Below are 20,488 nucleotides of genomic sequence, written 5' to 3' on the forward strand. Positions count from 1 at the left end.
ATATTCAACGCACGCTACGGGCGCGATTGCCGCCTTCGAGCGCCGGTTTCGGCGCAATCGCGGGCTTCGGCTTGATCGCGTGCAGGACCGGGCGGCGCAGTTGCGGCACGGCGAGCAAGAGCGAAATCGCGACGGCATCGGCGGCGAGGCCGAGTGGCACGTCGATCAGACCGCCCGTCAGCGTGAAGAGTACCGAATCGACGACGAGCGAAATTACCGTCCCCGCGACGAAACACACCATCCCGTCGCGGCCGACCGCGCCGATCCACGGCAGGCGCGCCGCGATCTTTGCCACGACGCCATAGCGCACGAAATTAGCCGCGATCCACGCGACGGCCAGAAAGTTCGCGAGACGCGCGCCAGCAAGATTGCGCTTGAAGTCGCTATCGAAGACCGGCGGCAGCACGAGCAGCTTGTAGTAAGCCATCCCCGCGACGACCGCGACCGCCGCTACGCTGACCACCCAACCAAACCGGTTCGACGAAACCCGCTGGTAGATCGGCTGGCAGCGCGCGAGCACGCCGAGAACGAACATCAGTTGCCAGGCGGCGGGGTTGAAGTCCCAGAGATTGTCGTCGACGGAAGGGAGATATTCGCCCAGTTGCGGCGCGAGCGCCCACAGCACGACGCTCCCGCCCAGCAGCAGCCACGGCTTCGAGCGCGCGAGCGGCACGATCAGCGGGACGGCGAGCGCGAAGAACGCGTACATCGGCAGCACGGCCGAGAGATACGGCTGGCGCTGGACCAGCAGGATCTCAGAGATGGTGGCGACCGGCGCGCTCAGGAGGCTGTCGAGGTCGTGGAGCGCGAGATTCGGCGCGTGGCCGTAAAAGGGCCGCAGCACGAAGCTGGCCAGCAGCATCAGCGCCGCCGTTACGACGAACGCGCGGTAAATTTCGAACGAACGCTTGAAGAAACGCCCGCGCGCGACGCTTTCCGACTGGCGCGCGGCAAGCGCCGCGTAGGCGGTCGCTGTCGCGAAACCGCCGAGGAACACGAAGACTTCGGCGGCGTCGTTGAGCGCGAACGCGTGCAGCGTGAAGCGCGACAGCATGCTGCCGCCAATGTGATCGACGACGATGACCAGCAGAACCAGACCGCGAAAGAAGTCGAGTTCGGCGAAGCGTTGAGATTTTCCCTGCATGCGGCGGCTTTCTCGTGGCGCCTGCTCAAAAAACAGGCGCGGAATCAAGGCGAAGCCGCGTGCGACAGGCGGCTCTGAAGAGGGTGGAGTTTACCCTAATTGCCGCATTGCAACATACAGAACGCCGCACGAAGGTGTTTCACGCTTTTACACACTTGCCGCCGCCTCGGCCGCCGCCACCGCTGGCGAAACGATCGCCGCCTGCCCCGTCTGGCGGCGCGAGCGGCCCGAACTGAGGTAATCGGCGATCGAATCCTGGGTCACTTCTCCCACATATTGACCATCCGCATCAATGACGGGCATCCACGATGAATTGAATTGATACATTTTGGAGAGCACGATCCGCAGATTGTCCTCGACGGACACCGTGCTCGCGAACGGCCGCAACTGCTCGGCGCACGCGCCCTGTCCGTTGCGCGCCACGCGCCGCTGCACGTAGCCGAGCGCGCGACGATCGTCGCCGAGGACGGTCAGATAGCGGTTGTCGCTCTCTTCCATCATCTGGTACGCGGCCGCGAGCGGCGTCTCCGCGCGCGCCGTTTCGGGCTGTGTCGCGGCGTCGCCAGCCTTGATCAGCAACAGGCGCTTGAGCGTGCTGTCCGCGCCGACGAATGCGCCGACGAATTCGTCCTTCGGATGCGCGAGCAGCGTGTCCGGATGGTCGTACTGCACGAGCTTGCCGCGCTTGAACACGGCGACGCGGTCGCCGAGCTTGATCGCCTCGTCGATGTCGTGGCTCACCATGATCACGGTCTTCTTCAGTTGCCGCTGCATCTGGAAGAACTCGTTCTGGATCGACTCGCGGTTGATCGGATCAACGGCGCCGAACGGCTCGTCCATCAGCAGCACGGGCGCATCCGCCGCCAGCGCGCGAATCACGCCGATGCGCTGCTGCTGCCCGCCCGACAATTCCTTCGGATAGCGCTTCAGGTACAGCTTCGGATCGAGCGCGACCATCGACATCAGCTCGGTCGCGCGCTCGCGGCAGCGCTTCTTGTCCCAGCCCATCAGGCGCGGCACGATCGTGATGTTTTCCTCGATCGTCATGTTCGGGAAAAGGCCGATCTGCTGGATCACGTAGCCGATGTGCCGGCGCAGTTCGACTTCGTTCAGCGACATCGTGTCTTCGCCGTTGATCAGCACGCGGCCGGAACTCGGCGCGATCAGGCGGTTGATCATCTTGAGCGTCGTCGTCTTGCCGCAGCCCGACGGCCCGAGGAATACGCAGATTTCGCCTTCGCCGACGGAGAGGCTCACGGAATCGACGGCGGTCACTTTCTGGCCGTCCTTTTGCGTGAAAGTCTTGGTGAGTTGGTCGAGTTCGATCATGCTTTTTGCACTCCCTTGGGGGTCAGAAGGCGCTGCAGCGCCTGCAGGGCCATATCGGCGACGATCGCGAGCAGGCTCACGAGCACCGCGCCGACAACGAGTTTCATCATGCTGCTCTGGCCGATCGCGCGAATGATCAGGCTGCCGAGCCCGCCCGCGCCGATCACGGCCGCAATCGTCATCACGCCGATGTTCATCACGACCGCCGTGCGCACGCCGCCGAGGATCACCGGCACGGCGAGCGGCAAATCGACGAGGCGCAGCCGCTGCCAGTAGGTCATGCCGATGCCCACGCCGGCTTCCTTGATGCCCGGATCGACGTTGCGCAGCGCCAGATACGTGTTGCGGATGATCGGCAGGAGCGAGTACAGGAACACGGCGACGATCGCCGGCACCGCGCCGATGCCCTGTCCGAAGCGCGAAAAGATCGGAATCATCAGGCCGAAGAGCGCGATCGACGGCAGCGTGAGGATCACGGTGGCGACGCCGAGCATCGGCGCGGCCAGCCATTCGTGACGGCTGATGAAGATGCCGAGCGGCACGCCGACGAGAATCGCGCAGCCCACTGCGATTCCCACCAGAAAGACGTGCTGCACGGTGAGTTGAACCAGTTCCGGCCAGTTGGCCGACAAATAGTCGAATACGTTCATGGTTCCGTCCCTTTAAGGCAGCTTGTGCGTGCGCAGGAACTCGGCGGCGACGGCGGGCACCGGCTTGCCGTCGATATCGATCTGCTTGTTCATATCCAGCACGACGTCGTTGTTCAGCGCCGCCGACAGCGCGTTGAGCTGTGCCGCAAGCTGCGGGTTCTGATCGAGGATCGGCTTGCGGACGACGGGCGTCGCGTTGTAGGCCGGGAAATAGTGGCGGTCGTCCTCGAGCGGAACGATGTCGAAGCCCTTCACGCGACCATCGGTCGTGTAGATCAGGCCGATCGCGACCTGATCGTTATGCAGCGCCGTGTAGACAAGGCCCGGGTCCATCTGGCGCACTTCGGGGCGGCTGAAATCCATGCCGTAGGCGGCTTCGAGCGGCTTCAGACCGTCCGGACGATTCGCGAATTCGGCGTCCATCGCGAAAACGTGCTTCTTGCCCGGCTCGGCCTTGATCTTCGCGGCGAGCTGGGAAATCGTGCGGATGCCCGTCTTTTCCGCGACCTGCTGCGGCAAACCGAGCGCATACGTGTTATTCAGCGGCGAGGCGTTCAGCCACACGAGATCGCGTTTGGCATCGAGTTCCTTGACGCGTTCATACATAGTCTTCGGATCGAGCTTTTCCGTGATCTTGTTGTAGACGAGCGCCGCCGTGCCCGTGTATTCCCACGTCACGTCGATCTGGCCGTTTTCCTGCGCGCTGCGCAGAAGCACGCTGCCGAGGCCGGTGCGCGCGTCAATCGTGTAGCCCTTCGCGCGCAGGTATTGCGTCGTGATTTCGGCGAGCACGTACTGCTCGGTAAAGTTCTTCGCGCCGATCACGAGATTGGCCGCATAGGCCGAACTAGCCTGCATCGCCGCGCCGAGCAAGACTGCGAGCGCAAGACAGCGCCTGAATCTGGAAGTTTTCATCATCTTGGTATCTCCAGGCGTCATGCTGCGAGCCCGCGGCGCGCGAGCGCACGGCGGCTCCCCGCTGCGACGATCGCGTCGAGCGCGAGCGCGAGGACAGCCGTGCCGGCGGCGCCGAGCAGCATTTGCTGCTGGTTGTTCAGGTAGATGCCGGGGAAGATCAGCGTGCCGAGGCTGTCGGCGCCGATCAGGTACGCGAGCGGCGCGCTACCGACATTGATCGCGAGCGCCGTGCGGATTCCGCCGACCATGATCGGCAGCGCATTGGGCAATTCCACGCGCGTGAGCGACTGCCACGGCGTCATGCCGATGCCGCGCGCCGCCTCGCGCAGCGCGGGCGACACGCCTTTCATGCCTTCATACGTGTTGCGCGTGATCGGCAGCAGCGAGGCGAGGAAGAGCGCCGTGATCGCGGGACGGTCGCCGATACCGAAGATGCCGAGCGCGATCGCGAGCACCGCGAGCGACGGAATCGTGTTGCCGATGTTGAAGATCTGCATGAAGCGCTCGGCGTGCCGCGAAAACGACGGCCGCGAGAGCAGCACGCCCGCCGGCACGCCGACGACGAGCGCGAGCGCCATCGAATAGCCGACGAGGGCCAGATGCCGCGCGGTGTAGTAGACGAGGTCGTCGCGATACTGATGGAACGCGTCGGCGCCGACCGCACGCGCAAGCAGCACGACGACGATGCCGATCGCGGCCACGGCGGCGGCGATCCTGATGGGTCGATGATTCATGAAGCGTGAGTCTCCTTGTTCGATGCATCGCCTGAACGGCATGACGATGCGACGCGGCGGCCTGTCGCGAAAATGCGCGAAACCGCTGCGGAAAAGTTCGACTGAACCGCGGCTGCCGGGGGCAGCGCGACTGAACCGATGGAATCGGCGCGAACGTGGGGCGCAGGCATCCGGCGATGCATCACATGCCAGAAGCTGAAAACCCGTTCCCGCCCGGCGTTGGCTCGATGCTGAATGCCAAATTTGCCGGGATGGGCAGGACACCGTCACGCGGACGGCGATGAGTGAGACCGCAGCCGGTCTTACGGCGCGCTCTGCAAGGAACGGACCAGGCGCCGTGAGGCTTATGCGCCGGTCGTATGAGCACGGGTTCTGGATGCGTCCGGGCACATGTGTGCGCTTTTTGACGCGAACCCCGCGCAACTATCTTCAAACTGCAGCGATTCTGTTGGCGAGGCGGCAGTATATAAAATTGAGACGGCCGCGTCCACCTTTTGAAATAACAACCTTTGCGACGGCAGGAGTTTTCAAGCGTCGAGAACTTTTTTCAACGCCATCTCTCTTATCTTTTCATTAACCTTACAATCGTCGCGTGTCGTCAAGTATCATCGGCGGCCCTCGACAGCGCTGCCCGCATCGCTGAACATACCGCAACTCAACGTCACTTCGAACGCACCACATGGACTATTTCCTTGCACTGGCAAGCGATCCCGCCGCCTGGGCCGCCCTCGCAACCCTCGTCGTGATGGAGGTCGTGCTCGGCATCGACAACCTGATCTTCATCTCGATTCTCACGAACAAACTGCCGCCCGAGCATCGCGCGCGCACGCAGAAAATCGGCATCGGGCTCGCTCTGATCATGCGGCTCGGGTTGCTCGGCACGATCGCGCTGATCGTGCGCCTCACGACGCCGATCTTCGAAGCATTCGGACACGGTTTCTCGTGGCGCGACTTGATCCTGATCGCGGGCGGTGTGTTTCTCGTGTGGAAGGCGACGAAGGAAATTCATCATCACGTCGCGCATGATGACGACGTGGGCGGTTCCGATGCTAAATCTGCGGGTCTTTCGCCGATGTCGGCGATCGGGCAGATTCTGGTGCTCGACCTAGTGTTTTCGATCGACAGCATCGTGACGGCGGTCGGCATGACCGAACACATTCCGATCATGTTTATCGCTGTGATCGCAGCGGTGACGGTGATGCTGTTCGCGGCGGGGCCGCTGTCGCGGTTCATCGAGCGTAATCCGACGATCGTGATGCTGGCGCTCGGGTTCCTGCTGGTGATCGGGATGACGCTGATCGCGGAAGGGTTTGGATCGCACGTGCCCAAAGGCTACATCTACGCGGCGATGGCGTTCTCGGCGCTGGTTGAAGGGTTGAATATGCTGTCGCGGAGGGCGAAGACGAAGCGGGCGCGCCTCGAGAGCGCTTCGCGCGACGCGTGATGTGAAGGGCGCTGTCGATGCACCCGAATCGCCAGCGCCCTCATCAAAACTGCAACTCCCCCTGCCGCGCCGCCTTGCGCTGCTCGCCCTCCCGCTTCGCCTCTTCCCGCAACCATCGCCCGATCGCGCCGACGACGTGTTGGCGCTCTGCCTCATCCAGCGCCTTTCCCGCTCCGATCCCGTGCCATTTCGCAAGACAGGTCCGGCAGCACGTCGCCGTCGCGTGTTGCGCGATGAAAACCGGGTGGCCGCGAAACGGCGTCTGCTTGCCGTCGTTCGGCGGCGCTTCGGGCGCGAGCCGCTTGTCGATCAAGTCGCGTGCATGGGCCGTCACCTCCGGAAGCCCCTTCTCGTGTAAATAAGCCAACTCGCGCGCCCCCAGCCGGAAGCGCCTGCGAAACGCCGACTTCTTCAGGGCCTCGAACAGCGAATCGAGATCGCGCATCGCGCTACGCCTTCCGATACAACGACGAATCCGCAAACCCCTCCGCATCCAGCACCCGCCCGACGACGATCAACGCCGTCCGCTCGATCCCCTTGGATAGCACCTTCCCCCCGATATCCCCGAGCATACCGATCACCTTCTCCTCATCCGGCCAGCTCGCGCGAAACACCACCGCCACCGGACAATCCACCCCGTAATACGGAATCAGATCAGCAACAATCCGCTCGATATGCCGCACGCCGAGGTGAATCGCCATCGTCGCGCGGTGTCGGGCGAGGTCGGCGAGCGCTTCGCCTTCGGGCATCGACGTCTTCGTGGCATAGCGCGTGAGGATCACCGTCTGCGAGATGCCGGGAAGCGTGAGTTCGCACCCGAGCGTCGCAGCGGTCGCCGCCGTCGCCGTCACTCCCGGCACGATTTCATACGGAATCGCAAGCGCATTCAGCCGACGAATCTGCTCGCCGATCGCGCCATAGAGCGACGGATCGCCCGAATGCACGCGCGCCACATCCTGTCCTTTCGCGTGCGCGTCCCGAAGCAGCGCGACGATCGCGTCGAGATCGAGTTCGGCCGTGTTGACCACCGTTTCCGCGCGATGCCCCGCCAAAACCGCTTCCGGCACTAGCGAACCGGCGAACAGGATCACCGGGCACGAGCGGATCAGCCGCTGCCCTTTGACGGTGATGAGTTCGGGATCGCCCGGCCCGGCGCCGATGAAATAGACCGTCATACAGAGGCTTTCGTGAGAGGTTGATCGGGATCGAGCCATTGCGCGAGCGCTTGCAACGAGGCGGACGTACCGTCGAATTCGCGGGTCGCGGGCGGCAAGACCGGCCGCTGCAACATCACGACCGGCACGCGCAATTCGCGCGCCACCGCGAGCTTCGCCTCGGTCGCGCCGCCGCCGCTGTTCTTGCTGACCACGACATCGATTCGATGGGCATCGAACAGCGCCCGCTCGCCCTCGATCGAAAATGGCCCGCGCGCGCCGATGACCGTCGCGCGCGCGTTGCCCGGATGCGCGTCTAGACAGCGGATCGTCCAGTGCTGCGACGGCGGAATCTCGTCGAGATGCGCGAGCGGCTCGCGCCCGAGCGTCCAGAGCACTCGTCGATACAGCGCGATTCGCTCGATCACATCGCTCCAGCGGGCGGCGTCGCGCCAGTCGTCGCCGGGTTGCGGCTGCCACGCGGCCCGCCGGATCGCCCAGCACGGCACGCCGGTCAGCGCGCTCGCCTCGCACGCGTTGCGGCTCATCTGCGCGGCGTAGGGATGCGTCGCGTCGATCATCAAGCCGATGCCCTGCTCCCGAACGAACGCGGCAAGGCCCGAAGCACCGCCAAATCCGCCGACGCGCACGCCGCACATCAAATCGCCCGGCACGCGCCCGAGTCCCGCGAGACTGTAGACGTGCGCGGGCCCGAGCCGCCGCGCGATGATGAGCGCGTCGCCGGTGCCCCCGATCAGCAGGACGCGCTTCAAGGCGCGGCCCCGACGATGCGCCCTTGCCGGTCGATCGCGAACGTCTCCACGTCGATGCCTCCGGGCACCACGTCGAGCGCGACTCCGCGCGCCCGCGCACAAACGATGTCGCCGAGCGCGATGCCGTTCGCGCGAGCGAGCAAAAGCGCCTCCTGGCTCGTGTTCGCCGCACGGATCGACGCCTGCAATGCGCCGCTCGCGCCTGCATCGGCGGCCCAGACAGCGAGTTGCGGCAGATCGATGCTCGACGTGCGGCTGTGCAGATCCATGTGACCCGACGCGAGCTTGCTCATCTTCCCGAAGCCGCCGCAGATGCTGAGCTTCTCGACCGGCGCGCGCCGCAAATGCTTGAGCACCGCGCCCACGAAATCGCCCATCTCGACGAGCGCGATGTCCGGCATCGCGTAGCGCGCGCGCATCGCGTCCTCGCTCTGGTTGCCGGTGCACGCGGCGATGTGCGTGTGGCCGTTGGCCCGCGCGACGTCGATGCCCTGATGGATCGACGCGATATACGCCGAGCACGAAAACGGCCGGACGATGCCGGTCGTGCCGAGTATCGACAAGCCGCCGACGATCCCGAGCCGCGGGTTCATCGTTTTCTGCGCGAGCGCCTCGCCGTCCTCGACGCCGATCGTCACGTCGAAGCCGCCGGTGAAGCCGAATTCGCGCGCGATCGCTTCGAGATGACCGGTCATCATCGTGCGCGGCACGGGGTTGATCGCCGGTTCGCCGATCGCGAGTGCCAGCCCCGCGCGTGTCACCGTGCCGACGCCCTGCCCCGCGAAAAACCGCACGCCCGGTTTCGTCGCGAGCCGCACGCGCGCGAATACGATCGCCCCGTGCGTGACGTCGGGGTCGTCGCCGGCGTCCTTGACGGTGGCTGCTTCCGCGAGCTCGCTGTCGCCCGTCGAAAGCCGGCAGTACACGAGCGCCATCTCGACCACTTGTCCCTTCGGCAGCGTGATCTCCGCCCGCTCGCTCGCCTCGCCGCACAAAAGGAGCCGCGCGGCCGCGAGGCTCGTCGCGGTTGCGCAACTGCCGGTGGTGTAGCCGCTCCTCAGCGTCGCGGGCTGTTCGGGCGTCTCGTCACGCATCATGGCTTGCGCGCGTGCAGCAGGGTGATCGGCAGGGCCTGGCGCCACGTATCGAACGCGCCGAGCGGCTCGGCCTGCGCGACGCCGATGCGCGTCAGTTCGCCGCCGTGCTGCTCGCGCCACGCGAACAGCACGGCTTCGCTCTGGATCGTGACCGCGTTGGCGATCAACCGCCCGCCTTCGCGCAGGCGCGACCAGCAGGCATCGAGCACGCCCGGCACCGTCACGCCCCCGCCGATGAAGATCGCGTCGGGCGCGGGGAGGCCGTCCAGCGCGGCGGGCGCTTCGCCCTCGACGAGCTGCAGCCCCGGCACGCCGAGCGCATCGCGATTGTGTTCGATCAGGCGCTGCCGGCCGTGGTTCGCTTCGATCGCGATCGCGCGGCACGACGGATGCGCGCGCATCCACTCGATGCCGATCGAGCCGCAGCCCGCGCCGACGTCCCACAGCAATTCTCGCGGCGCGGGAGCCAGGCGCGCGAGCGTAATCGCGCGGACGTCGCGCTTGGTGAGCTGGCCGTCGTGGCGATAGGCGTCGTCGGGGAGGCCGGGCGTGAGCGACAGGCCCGCGTGCTCGCCCCGGCATTCGATCGCGACGAGGTTCAAGGCCGCGACCGACGGATGCGTCCAGTCGTCGGCGCGCGCGTCGATGCGGCGTTCGTCCGCGCCGCCGAGATGCTCGAACACGCTGATCCGGCTCGCGCCGAAGCCGCGCGCGGTAAGCAGCGCGGCGATCGCGGCGGGCGTCGCGCCGTCGCTGCTGAGCACGATGAGGCGCGCGCCGCGATGAAGCTGGGCGTTGAGCGACGCGAGCGGCCGCCCGACGAGCGAAACATTCACCACGTCCTGCAACGCCCATTGCAGGCGCGCGGCCGCGAGCGAGATCGACGAAGGCGCGGGAAGCACGCGAAGGTCGCGGACGGTCAGATGCCGCGCGAGCGTCGCGCCGACGCCGAACAGCATCGGATCGCCGCTCGCAAGCACGCAGACGGTGCGGCCACGCTCACGCAGCACGGGCTCGATCGAAAACGGCTTCGGCCACGCGACGCGACGCGCGCGAATGCGCGGCGGCAAAAGCGCGAGATGACGCTCGCCGCCATAGACGGCGTCGGCTGCGAGCAGCGCGCGGCGCGCATCGCGTGAGATGCCCGCCCAGCCATCCTCTCCGATTCCGACCACGGTCAGCCAGGGTGACATCCGTCGATCCTCGATTTCGATTTGTCCACGACTGAGAGCCGCATCCCGTGCCTCGCCGCGAGACGCCGAAGGGGTCTGACAGGCGCTAAAAGCGGGCATAATACCTCGTTCGTCGGTGCCCGATTCGGGCCTAACAGGGAACACAGCAAAACTGTGGCTGCCCCCGCAATTGTACGCAGCGAGTCCGCGCTCCACTGCCACTGGTTTATACCGGGAAGGCCGGCACGGATGGCGACCTGCCAGCCAAGAGACCTGCCGACGAGAGTGCTTGCGCATGCCGATCGGGCGGGGTGTACCGATACCGCAATTACCGCGCGAGCCCACACGGGTCACGCTTTGAGCACTCATTCATCCGCTTCGCATGCGCTATTAGCACCCCGGGCTTCCGCGTGTCCGGGGCTCGCGCGTATCGTGCCCGCGCGCGATGGCGGACTCTGCCGCATTCGTCTGATGGGCGGCGAGCTGAGTGCCGCCGCCGCGCATGCCGTCGCCGATGCCGCCGCGCGTCACGCGTCCGGCGTGATCGAGGTGACCAATCGCGCGAACCTGCAGTTGCGCGGCGTGCGCGATGACGGCATCGTCGCGTTGCTGCTCGATGCCGGCCTCGGCCCCGCGACGCCTAGCGCCGACGATATCCGCAACGTCATGCTGAGCCCGATCGCTTCGGACGAGACGCGGGCGCTTGCTGCGCAAATCGTCGATGGCATGCAGCGCGATACGCGGCTGCATGCGCTGTCGCCGAAATTCGCGCTGCTCGTCGATGGCGGCGAGCGGCTTGCGATGCTCGATCATCCGCACGACATCTGGTTCGCGTCGATGGACGACGGCGAGCGCTTCGCGTTCGGGCTCGCGGGATGTCCGGTCGATATGCCGATCGGTGCGGTCGGGCGCGCGCAGGTCGTGGCGCTCGCCGCTGCGTTGCTGCATGCGTTTATCGATTTCGCCGCGCCGGAGCAGGCGCGCATGCGCGATCTGCTCGACACTTTGCCGCTCGATCAACTGCTCGGTGCGCTCGACGTACCTTTCACGCGTGACGTTCGAACATGGCGCCACGCTGCCGCAGATCCGTCGCTGCGTCTTGGCGCGCACTTTCAGGCGGGCGACGCTTCAATGTATGTAGGCGCGCAGCCGCCGCTCGGGCGTCTCACGGTGTCGAATCTGCATGCGCTGGCACATCTCGCGGCATCGAAAGGCTCGGGAATTTTGCAAATGACGCCGTGGCAAAGCGTACTTTTGCCCGGCATCGCGCACGACGATGCCCCGGCTGTCCTCGACACGCTTCAGTCGCTCGGTCTCGCCACCGACGCAAGCGATCCGCTCGCGCGCCTGATCGCGTGCGCGGGGTCGCCGGGCTGCGGGCGCAGTCAGGCCGATACCAAAGCCGACGCGCTGCAACTCGCGCAACGCCTCCCTGCGCATGCCGGCGAAGTCCACCTGAGCGGCTGCACGCGTTCGTGCGCGGCGGCGCATCGCGTGGAGAACACGCTTCTCGCCGTCGCGCCCGGCCGCTACGACCTTTACCAGCACGCCATGCAGCCGGATGCGTCGCACTTCGGCCGCTGCGTCGCCCATAACATCACGATCGAAGAGGCAGCCGACTGGCTCGCCCGGAGCACAACCGATGCTTGACTACATCCGCGATGGACAGGAGATCTATCGCCAGTCGTTCGCGACGATCCGCGCCGAAGCGAATCTCGCCGCGATCCCCGACGACCTCGAAAAGCTGGCGGTACGCGTGATCCACGCGTGCGGCATGGTCGATGCAATCGATGACCTGCGCTTCTCGCCGGGCGCGGGCGCCGCGGGCCGCAAGGCGCTCGCGAACGGCGCGCCGATTCTCTGCGACGCGCGCATGGTCGCCGAAGGCATCACGCGCGCGCGGCTGCCGGCGGACAACCGCGTGATCTGCACGCTCGCCGATGCGTCGGTGCCGGAACGCGCCCGCGCGCTCTGCAACACGCGCTCGGCGGCGGCGGTCGAGCTGTGGCTACCGCATCTGGAAGGCAGCGTCGTCGCGATCGGCAATGCGCCGACCGCCCTCTTCCACCTGCTCGACCTGCTCGATGCCGGCGCGCCGAAGCCCGCGCTGATCCTGGGCTTTCCGGTCGGTTTCATCGGCGCGGCGGAATCGAAGGCGATGCTCGCCGCCGACAGCCGCGGCGTGCCGTTCGTCGCGCTGCGAGGGCGGCGCGGGGGCAGCGCGATGGCCGCCGCCGCCGTCAACGCGCTCGCCACGGAGGCCGAATGATGAGCGGACGTCTCTACGGTCTCGGCGTCGGTCCGGGCGATCCGGAACTGATTACGGTGAAAGCCCTGCGCCTGCTGAAATCGGCGCCGGTGATCGCGTACTTCGTCGCGAAGGGGAAGAAGGGCAACGCGTTCGGCATCATCGAAACGCATCTCGGCGACGCGCAGACGCGCCTGCCGCTCGTCTATCCGGTGACGACCGAAGCGCTCGAACCACCGCTTTGCTACGAGACGATCATCAGCGCGTTCTACGACGAATCGGCGCTCGCGATCGCGGATCATCTCGAAGCGGGCCGCGACGTCGCCGTGATCTGCGAAGGCGATCCGTTCTTCTACGGCTCGTACATGTACCTGCACGACCGGCTTGCGGCGCGCTTCGATGCCGAAGTCGTGCCGGGTGTGTGCTCGATGCTCGGCGGGGTCGCCGTGCTCGGCGCGCCGCTCGTGTATCGCAACCAGAGTCTATCGGTGCTGTCGGGCGTATTGCCGGAGGATGAATTGCGGCGGCGACTGGAAGCGTCGGATGCGGCTGTCGTGATGAAGCTCGGGCGCAACTTCGCGAAGGTGCGGCGCGTGCTCGCCGAACTTGGGCTGGCCAAGCGCGCGCTGTACGTCGAGCGAGCGACGATGGCGAACCAGCGCATCGTTCCGCTCGATGAAGTCGATCCGATGGCGTCGCCGTATTTTTCGCTGCTCGTAGTGCCGGGGGAAAAATGGCGGGCGTGAACGCAGAAGTCGCGATCGTCGTGCTCGGGACGGGTGCGCTCGATACGGCGCGGCGGATTCAGGCGGTGTTTTCAGGTTCGAAGGTGCATGGGCTCGCGGGCCGCGTTCAGGCCGATATCGCGTTCAGCGAACTCGGCGAGCATCTGCGCGAACTGTACGCGCGGAACACGCCGATCGTCGTGCTGTGCTCGGCGGGCATCGTGATTCGTGCAATCGCGCCGTGTCTTGCCGATAAGGGCGCGGAACCGCCGGTGCTCGCCGTGGCCGCTGATGGCAGCGCGGTCGTACCGCTCGTCGGCGGGCTTGGCGGCGTCAACGCGATGGCCCGAGAAATCGCGACGGCGCTCGGCATAGCGCCCGCGATCACGACGAGCGGCGAGTTGCGCTTCGGCACGTGCCTGCTGAATCCGCCGACGGGTTACGCGCTGGCGGATATCGAAGAAGGCAAGCGCTTCGTCTCCGACTTGCTGGCGGGCGAAACGACGCGCATCGAAGGCGAGGCGCCGTGGCTCGACGCGATCGATCTGCCGCGTAACGATGACGCGCGCCTTGCGATTCGCGTGAGTCCGCGTGCGAGCGGCTCTGAGGGCGATTTGTTGATTCATCCGCGCAGTGTGGTCGCGTGGGTCGGCGATGTTGCGCGCGATGGCATTGCGGAACGCGTGCGCGTCGCGTTGCGCGAGCATGGGATCGCGCAGCAATCGCTTGCGGTTCTGCTTGCGCCGTCGCGCGATATGGCCTCGCAACCGCTCGCCCAAGCCGCGCGCTCGCTCGACGTGCCGCTGCGTTTCGGCGATGCGTCGGGCGTTGTCGATGCGACGGAAACGCTCGAATCGCAGGACATCGTGCTGCTGGTCGCCACGAAGCCCGTCGATGCGTCGAGCATCGGCCGCGCGCGCGGCAAGCTCACCGTGATCGGCCTCGGCCCAGGCTGCGCGGAACTCATGGTGCCCGCGGCCAAGCAAGCGCTCGCCGAAGCCGACGACATCCTCGGCTACGACACCTACGTGCGCATGGCCGGCCCGTTTCGCGCGGAGCAACGCGTGCACGGCACCGACAATCGCGAGGAGATGCAGCGCGCGCGCCACGCGTTCGAACTCGCGCGCGAGGGGCGCAAGGTCGTGTTGGTTTCGTCGGGCGATCCGGGCGTGTTCGCGATGGCCGCCGCCGTGCTCGAAGCGCTCGACCATGAGCGCGCGTGGACGAGCGTCGAACTCGCGATCGTGCCGGGCGTGTCGGCCGCGCTCGCGACGGCGGCACGCGCGGGCGCGCCGCTCGGCCACGACTTCTGCATGCTGTCGCTCTCGGATAATTTGAAGCCTTGGTCGATCATCGAAACGCGTCTGCGGCACGCAGCGCAGGCCGATCTCGTGATGGCGTTCTACAACCCGGTGTCGCGCGCGCGGCCGTGGCAGCTAGACCGCGCGCTCGAGATCGTGCGCGAGTATCGTGCAAACGGGACGCGGGTCGTGCTCGGACGCGATGTCGGCCGGCCGGGCGAAGCGCTCACCACGACGACGCTCGAAGCGCTTCGCTCCGATCAGGTCGATATGCGCACGATGGTAATCGTCGGATCATCGACGACTCGCGGTGTTCCTCGCGATGAACATAGCGAGTGGATTTATACGCCGCGCTGGTACGAGTAGGCGATCTCCCCCGCACTGCCGTACTCCGCATCCCAAGCAATCGCCAGCAACTGACACCGCCCGAGCCGCACCGCTTCGTTCTCGAAATCGACGATGACGATGCGGTGCGCATCACCAGGACGCTCCGGCGTATCGCGCGTGCGGCCATCGGTTAGCAACCACAGCCAACGCTCCTGCGCCGGCTTGCGCCGCGCCGCGCGCGCGAGCACGTTGCCCGCCGCGCGCACGCCCAGCGTGAGCGGTGTGCCACCTCCGCCGCCGATCGGCGCGACCCAGTGCTCGTTCCACCAATGCGACGCGCCCGGCTGACGACGCACTTCGGCCTGCCCACCGCCGAAACACACCAGCGCGACCTCCGCGCGTTCGCGATACGCGCGATCGAAGAGCGCGACGAGCAGGCCCTTCGCGAGCGCGAGGCGTTTGCCCGCCAGCATCGACCCCGAGCAATCGAGCACGAAGCAATGCAGCGCGGCGGCGTCGCCACGTTTGCGGCGAAAGCGCAGATGCTCTGTGTCGAGGCGCGCGTTGCGCTTCGCGTGCAGCGTGCGCGTCCAATCGATCGAACGGCTTTCGAAGCCTTCGTTCGAAGTGGAACGTCCACGCGCTCGCGGTTCGAGCCATCGAAGGCGCCCTGCTTCGGCGCTGGAATCCGGCCTCCGATGGCTCAGAATTTTTTTGGCTGAAGCGGTCTCACGTTCTTGACCGTCGATGTCTCGACGGGTTCGGGCGGCAGATAGCCCCAGTCGGAATCGTTGGCTTGCTGTTGCGATGAACGAGGTGCGTCGTGCGTTGCGTGAGGCGGTGCACCGTGCGCGCGCCGCCGATGCGTCAGCACCGATTCCGCCACCTGCTCGACATGCTCGACACCAACCGCACTCGCGCCATCGAAGGCGGCAAGCGCGCGCGCCGCACGCAACATCACGAGATCGGCGCGCAAGCCATCGACGTGCGCTGCGATGCAAAGCTCGCTCACGTGCGCGTGAACGGCATCGTCGAAATCGAGGTTCACCAGCGCCGCGCGCGCTTCATGGATGCGCTTCGCAAGCGCCGCCTGCGCGTTCGAATGCTGCTCGCGAAACGCGTGCGGCGCGGCGTCGAACGCGAGCCGCGCCTTGACGATCCGCTGACGCATCGAAGCATCGAAGCAATTGCCGAGTTCCACCGCGAGCCCGAAGCGGTCGAGCAATTGCGGACGCAGCTCGCCCTCTTCCGGATTCATCGTGCCGATCAGGACGAAGCGCGCTTCATGCCGATGCGAAATGCCATCGCGCTCGACCGTATTCACTCCGCTCGCCGCAACATCGAGCAACTGGTCGACGAGCGGATTCGGCAGCAAGTTCACTTCATCGACATAGAGCACGCCCTGATGCGCCTTCGCGATCAGCCCCGGCGAAAACTTCACGCCGCCGTCGCGCAACGCGCTTTCGATATCGAGCGTGCCGATCAGTTGCTCCTCGCTCGCGCCAAGCGGCAGCGTGACGAGCCTTCCCTCGGGCAACAGTTCGGCAAGGGCGCGCGCCGCTGTCGATTTAGCCGTGCCGCGCGGACCGGTGACGAGCACGCCACCAAGCGCAGGATCGACGGCCGCAAGCAGCAGCGCCTGCTGCAACGGTTCCTGCCCGACGAGCGCGGCGAACGGAAATACGGGGGAAAGAGCAGTGTCGTTCAAGTTCGTTGGCCTTCGAGTTGCTGTTCGGCATCGAGCAAATGTTGCTCGATTTGCGCTTGATAATCGCCCGGGTTTTGCCACAAGCCGCGCTGCATCGCTTCGGTCAGACGCTCGCAGATCGAATGCAGCGCATGCGGGTTGTGGCGTTGCATGAATTCGCGCGTATCGGCGTCGTTCACGTAGGCATCAGTCACGAGCGCGTACTGGTGATCCGACACCACGCGCGCGGTCGCATCGTAGCCAAACAGGTAATCGACCGTCGCCGCGAGTTCGGACGCGCCCTTGTAGCCGTGGCGCTTCACGCCGTCAATCCATTTCGGGTTCACCACGCGCGAGCGGATCACGCGCGAAATCTCCTCGTTTAACGTGCGGATACGCGGCGCGGCCGGGTTGCTGTGATCGGCGTTGTACGCCTGCGGTTGCGCGCCGGAAAGATGCCGCACCGCCGCGACCATGCCACCCTGGAATTGGTGATAGTCGTTCGAATCGAGCAGGTCGTGTTCACGGTTGTCCTGATTCTGCACGACGACATCGATGCTCGCGAGCCGCGCGCCGAATGTCTCGCGCGCGTCGACACCATCGCCACTTTGCGCGTACGCGTAGCCGCCCGTGCTTTGATAAGCGCGCGAGAGGTCGGTGTCGTCCTGCCATTGCTTCGCGTCGATCAGTTCCTGCAAGCCCGCGCCGTACGCGCCCGGCTTCGTGCTGAACACGCGCCATCCCGCGCGCAGACGCGCTTCCTTCGCATCGAGCCCGCGCGCGATGTGCGCATCACGCTCGCGCATGATGCGAGCGCGGATCGGGTTCAAGTCTTCCGGTTCGTCGTCGAGTTCGGCGATCGCCTGCACGGCGGCATCGAAGAGATGCATGAGGTTCGCGAACGCATCGCGGAAAAAACCCGACACGCGCAACGTCACGTCGATGCGTGGTCGATTGAAAATCGTGATAGGCAAAATCTCGAAGTCGGTCACGCGATGGCTGCCCGCCGCCCACTTCGGGCGCACGCCCATCAGCGCGAGCGCCTGCGCGATGTCGTCGCCGCCGGTGCGCATCGTGGCCGTGCCCCACACCGACAAACCCACCGCCCGCGGATAGTCGCCGTGATCCTGCAAATGCCGCTCGATCAGCAGATTCGCCGACTTCAAGCCGATCGACCATGCGGCCTGCGTCGGCAAGGCGCGTGTGTCGACGGAGTAGAAATTGCGGCCGGTGGGCAACACGTCGGGACGCCCGCGCGATGGCGAACCGCTCGGGCCCGGCGGCACGAAGCGGCCTTCGAGGCCGCGTCGAAGCTGCTCCAGCTCTTGCGGTCCGCACGCGTCGAGCCGTGCGAGCAAGTCGCCTTTCAGGCGATTCAGCACGGGCGATGTGATCGGCCACGCGTGCGCGTCGATGTCCTGTGATTCGAGCAGCTTCGTCGCCAGCAGTTCGAGGCGTTCGCGCGTGTCGCCGTGATGACGCCATGTGGCATCGGTCACGTCGCGCAATGCGGCGGGACGCGCGCCGGTCCACGATGCAGCCCAGTCGGCATCGAGCGGATCGAACGCATCGCCGAGTTGCAGGTCGCGGGCGAGCGCGCTCAGCAGGCTCGCGTTCGCGCCCTGTGCGTCGCCACTCGGAAAGCGGCCCAGCGCGAGCAGCGTATCGCGTCGCTGAACGCCCTGCGGCGACGCGCCGAACGTATGCAAACCATCGCGAATCTGCGCTTCCTTCAGTTCGCAAAGGTAGGCGTCGGCGCGTGTGAGCAAGGCGTCGTCATCATTCGTATCGACGCCCAGTTCCTCATGCAGTCGATGCGCGACGATGCCTTCAAGAATCGTCTTGCGCAGCAGCTTCGCGCGGCGCGGATCGACCATCAGCGCCTCGTAGTACTCGTCGACCTGCCGCTCCAAGTCCTGCAACGGCCCGTAGTTTTCAGCGCGCGTGAGCGGCGGCATCAGATGATCGATGATCACAGCCTGTGCGCGGCGCTTCGCCTGGCTGCCCTCACCCGGATCGTTGACGATGAACGGATACAAGTGCGGCATGGGCCCGAGCGTGAGGTCCGGCCAGCACGAACCGGAGAGCGCCATGCTCTTGCCTGGCAGCCATTCGAGATTGCCATGCTTGCCGACGTGCACGATCGCATCGGCGGCGAAGCGCCACCGCAGCCAGAAGTAAAACGCGAGATAAGAATGCGGCGGCACGAGCTCCGCATCGTGGTAGCTCGCGTAATCGCCGCGTTCGCGCGAGCGCGCTGGCTGAATGCCGACGAACACTTCGCCGCTGCGCCAGCCCGCGATCATGAAGCGGCAACGGCGCACCGACGGGTCCGCTTCAGGCGGGCCCCAGCGCGCGTTCAGTTCCTGCTGCACATTGGGCGGCAGCTTGTGGAAGGCGTCAAGGTAGTCGTCGAGCGCGAGGCTTTGCAACGCGGGACGCATGTCACGCACGACCGGATCGTTCGTCACGCCTTCGGTCAGCAATCGCATGAGCGCGTCGCCATCGGCGGGGAAGGGGCCGACGCGATAGCCCGCTTCGTCGAGCATCGAAAGTATATTCACCACCGATGCCGGCGTATCCAGACCGACGCCATTGCCGATGCGTCCTTCACTCAGCGGATAGTTCGCCAGGATCAGCGCGACGCGTTTCTGCGCATTGCCGATCGAGCGCAGGCGGCACCAGCGGCGGCTCAGCTCCGCGACGAAACGCACGCGCTCGTGATCGGGCTGATAGCGCACGACATCCACTTGCGTGTGCTTGCATCGATAAGCGAGGCCCTTGAAGCTGATCGCGCGCGTAATGATGCGGCCGTCGACTTCGGGCAGCGCCACGTGCATCGCGACGTCGCGCGAGTTGAGGCCGTGGTTGTCCTTAAGCCAATCGTCACGATTGCCGCCGCTCAGGATCACTTGCAGCACGGGCGCATCGCCCGCGAGCTCGAACGGCGAGGGATCGTCTATGACGCCCGCTGCGAAGGCCGTCGTGTTCAGCACAAGCGATGCGCCATGATCCGCGCACAACTGCTGCACGACTTCGCGGCTCACTGCGTCCTTCAACGAAGACATCGCGATTGGCAACGGGTTCATGCCTTCGGCTTCGAGCGCGTCGATGAGCGCGTCGAACACGGCCGTGTTACCCGATTGCAGATGCGCGCGATAAAAGAGGATTGCGACGACCGGCTCGCCTTCGGTCCAGCGCGTCTGCCAGTCTTCGATGGTGGCGACTTCGCGCGCCGGGTGATACAACGCGACGGCCGGCAGCGCACTCGGCGCGCGCGCCTCGCGTCCCCAACCGAACGCGCGATGTCCGATGCAACGCAAAAACTCCTCGGCGTTTTGAGCGCCGCCTTCGCGCAGATAGCGCCATAGCTCGTGGCACAACGCGGGATCGGCGGTGCTCCTAGCGATGAGGTTCACGTCCTCCTGCAGGTCGCCGGAGAACATCACGAGCGTCTGCTTCTCGCGCTTCGCCAGCGCGACGATGCGCTCGATGCCGTAGGGCCAGTAAGCTTCGCCACCGAGATGATCGACGATCACGACACGCGCGTGGCGCAGCACGTCGTCGACGTAGAAATCCACCGATGCCGGTTGCCGCAGAAACGATTGGTTCGCAAGCCGCACCGCTGGAAAACCCGCCTCCAGCCGCGGAAAAACGCTGGCGAGCAAGGATAGCGTGGTATCGGCGGAACTCAGCACGACGATCGGCGCGGGCGTCTGCTCGATGCGCATGACGCCCGCTGCGTCATCGACGAAACCGCCCGGCGTCGTGCGCAGCAGATGCAT

18 protein-coding genes and 1 riboswitch are annotated in these 20,488 nt (G+C 65.9%); of the genes, 5 read left to right on the top strand and 13 right to left on the bottom strand.

The annotated features are described in order from the left end of the window. Window positions 1-4: 4 nt before the first annotated feature. The 5 genes from AWB67_RS00300 to AWB67_RS00320 all read right to left on the bottom strand — a co-directional run bounded on the left by AWB67_RS00300 (window position 5) and on the right by AWB67_RS00320 (window position 4,775). Window positions 5-1,144 (bottom strand): OpgC domain-containing protein, encoded by a 1,140-nt coding sequence (locus tag AWB67_RS00300; protein WP_087654238.1) that lies wholly within the window; start codon window positions 1,142-1,144, stop codon window positions 5-7. Between the two features lie 147 nt (window positions 1,145-1,291). Continuing rightward, window positions 1,292-2,473 (bottom strand): osmoprotectant ABC transporter ATP-binding protein OsmV, encoded by a 1,182-nt coding sequence (locus AWB67_RS00305; RefSeq protein ID WP_087654239.1) that lies wholly within the window; start codon window positions 2,471-2,473, stop codon window positions 1,292-1,294. Further along, window positions 2,470-3,123: an ABC transporter permease gene (locus AWB67_RS00310; protein WP_087654240.1), complete on the bottom strand. Its 654-nt coding sequence runs from the start codon at window positions 3,121-3,123 to the stop codon at window positions 2,470-2,472. Before AWB67_RS00310 ends, AWB67_RS00305 begins: the two co-directional genes overlap by 4 nt. 12 nt (window positions 3,124-3,135) lie before the next feature. Next, window positions 3,136-3,981 (bottom strand): glycine betaine ABC transporter substrate-binding protein, encoded by an 846-nt coding sequence (locus AWB67_RS00315; RefSeq protein WP_235025001.1) that lies wholly within the window; start codon window positions 3,979-3,981, stop codon window positions 3,136-3,138. A gap of 77 nt (window positions 3,982-4,058) precedes the next feature. Then, window positions 4,059-4,775: an ABC transporter permease gene (locus AWB67_RS00320; RefSeq protein WP_087654242.1), complete on the bottom strand. Its 717-nt coding sequence runs from the start codon at window positions 4,773-4,775 to the stop codon at window positions 4,059-4,061. A gap of 679 nt (window positions 4,776-5,454) precedes the next feature. Here AWB67_RS00320 and AWB67_RS00325 point away from each other — a divergent pair. Continuing rightward, a complete protein-coding gene (locus tag AWB67_RS00325) occupies window positions 5,455-6,219 on the top strand; it encodes a TerC family protein (protein ID WP_087654243.1) in 765 nt (254 codons plus the stop codon). Between the two features lie 43 nt (window positions 6,220-6,262). On the opposite strand, the gene AWB67_RS00330 is transcribed toward AWB67_RS00325, so the two are convergent. From AWB67_RS00330 to cbiE, 5 genes are read right to left on the bottom strand one after another with little or no spacing between them, the layout of a single operon-like run. Continuing rightward, the gene (locus AWB67_RS00330) at window positions 6,263-6,664 is read right to left on the bottom strand and encodes a DUF4186 domain-containing protein (RefSeq protein WP_087654244.1); all 402 of its coding nucleotides are present in this window, start codon (window positions 6,662-6,664) and stop codon (window positions 6,263-6,265) included. A 4-nt stretch (window positions 6,665-6,668) separates the two neighbouring features. Further along, window positions 6,669-7,394 carry a precorrin-4 C(11)-methyltransferase gene (gene cobM / locus AWB67_RS00335; RefSeq protein ID WP_087654245.1) on the bottom strand — a complete coding sequence of 242 codons (726 nt, stop codon included), beginning with the start codon at window positions 7,392-7,394 and terminating at the stop codon, window positions 6,669-6,671. Next, window positions 7,391-8,146, bottom strand: a complete 756-nt coding sequence (locus tag AWB67_RS00340; RefSeq protein ID WP_087654246.1) for a cobalt-precorrin-6A reductase — start codon at window positions 8,144-8,146, stop codon at window positions 7,391-7,393. The genes cobM and AWB67_RS00340 overlap by 4 nt, the downstream gene beginning before the upstream one ends. After that, window positions 8,143-9,240, bottom strand: a complete 1,098-nt coding sequence (locus AWB67_RS00345) for a cobalt-precorrin-5B (C(1))-methyltransferase (protein WP_087654510.1) — start codon at window positions 9,238-9,240, stop codon at window positions 8,143-8,145. Before AWB67_RS00345 ends, AWB67_RS00340 begins: the two co-directional genes overlap by 4 nt. Then, entirely contained in the window at window positions 9,240-10,436 is a 1,197-nt protein-coding gene (gene cbiE / locus AWB67_RS00350; RefSeq protein ID WP_087654247.1) for a precorrin-6y C5,15-methyltransferase (decarboxylating) subunit CbiE, read from the bottom strand. Before cbiE ends, AWB67_RS00345 begins: the two co-directional genes overlap by 1 nt. A gap of 96 nt (window positions 10,437-10,532) precedes the next feature. After that, a riboswitch (cobalamin riboswitch) is annotated at window positions 10,533-10,710 on the top strand. Window positions 10,711-10,847: 137 nt separating this feature from the next. On the opposite strand from cbiE, the gene cobG reads away from it, so the two are divergent. From cobG to cobJ, 4 genes are read left to right on the top strand one after another with little or no spacing between them, the layout of a single operon-like run. Continuing rightward, the gene (gene cobG / locus AWB67_RS00355; protein ID WP_327365039.1) at window positions 10,848-12,065 is read left to right on the top strand and encodes a precorrin-3B synthase; all 1,218 of its coding nucleotides are present in this window, start codon (window positions 10,848-10,850) and stop codon (window positions 12,063-12,065) included. Then, on the top strand, window positions 12,058-12,684 hold the full coding sequence (locus tag AWB67_RS00360) for a precorrin-8X methylmutase (RefSeq protein WP_087654249.1): 627 nt from the start codon (window positions 12,058-12,060) through the stop codon (window positions 12,682-12,684). The genes cobG and AWB67_RS00360 overlap by 8 nt, the downstream gene beginning before the upstream one ends. Further along, on the top strand, window positions 12,681-13,409 hold the full coding sequence (locus AWB67_RS00365) for a precorrin-2 C(20)-methyltransferase (RefSeq protein ID WP_087654250.1): 729 nt from the start codon (window positions 12,681-12,683) through the stop codon (window positions 13,407-13,409). Before AWB67_RS00360 ends, AWB67_RS00365 begins: the two co-directional genes overlap by 4 nt. Continuing rightward, the gene (cobJ, locus tag AWB67_RS00370) at window positions 13,397-15,055 is read left to right on the top strand and encodes a precorrin-3B C(17)-methyltransferase (protein WP_200822142.1); all 1,659 of its coding nucleotides are present in this window, start codon (window positions 13,397-13,399) and stop codon (window positions 15,053-15,055) included. The genes AWB67_RS00365 and cobJ overlap by 13 nt, the downstream gene beginning before the upstream one ends. On the opposite strand, the gene AWB67_RS00375 is transcribed toward cobJ, so the two are convergent. The 3 genes from AWB67_RS00375 to cobN all read right to left on the bottom strand — a co-directional run bounded on the left by AWB67_RS00375 (window position 15,031) and on the right by cobN (window position 20,488). Continuing rightward, window positions 15,031-15,615 carry a vWA domain-containing protein gene (locus AWB67_RS00375; RefSeq protein WP_087654512.1) on the bottom strand — a complete coding sequence of 195 codons (585 nt, stop codon included), beginning with the start codon at window positions 15,613-15,615 and terminating at the stop codon, window positions 15,031-15,033. The two genes, cobJ and AWB67_RS00375, sit on opposite strands and share 25 nt — an antisense overlap. A gap of 104 nt (window positions 15,616-15,719) precedes the next feature. Further along, window positions 15,720-16,724 carry a magnesium chelatase ATPase subunit I gene (locus tag AWB67_RS00380; RefSeq protein WP_087654251.1) on the bottom strand — a complete coding sequence of 335 codons (1,005 nt, stop codon included), beginning with the start codon at window positions 16,722-16,724 and terminating at the stop codon, window positions 15,720-15,722. Continuing rightward, window positions 16,721-20,488 (bottom strand): cobaltochelatase subunit CobN, encoded by a 3,768-nt coding sequence (gene cobN / locus AWB67_RS00385; RefSeq protein WP_087654252.1) that lies wholly within the window; start codon window positions 20,486-20,488, stop codon window positions 16,721-16,723. The genes AWB67_RS00380 and cobN overlap by 4 nt, the downstream gene beginning before the upstream one ends.

Source organism: Caballeronia terrestris (assembly GCF_001544515.1).
GTDB lineage: Bacteria > Pseudomonadota > Gammaproteobacteria > Burkholderiales > Burkholderiaceae > Caballeronia > Caballeronia terrestris.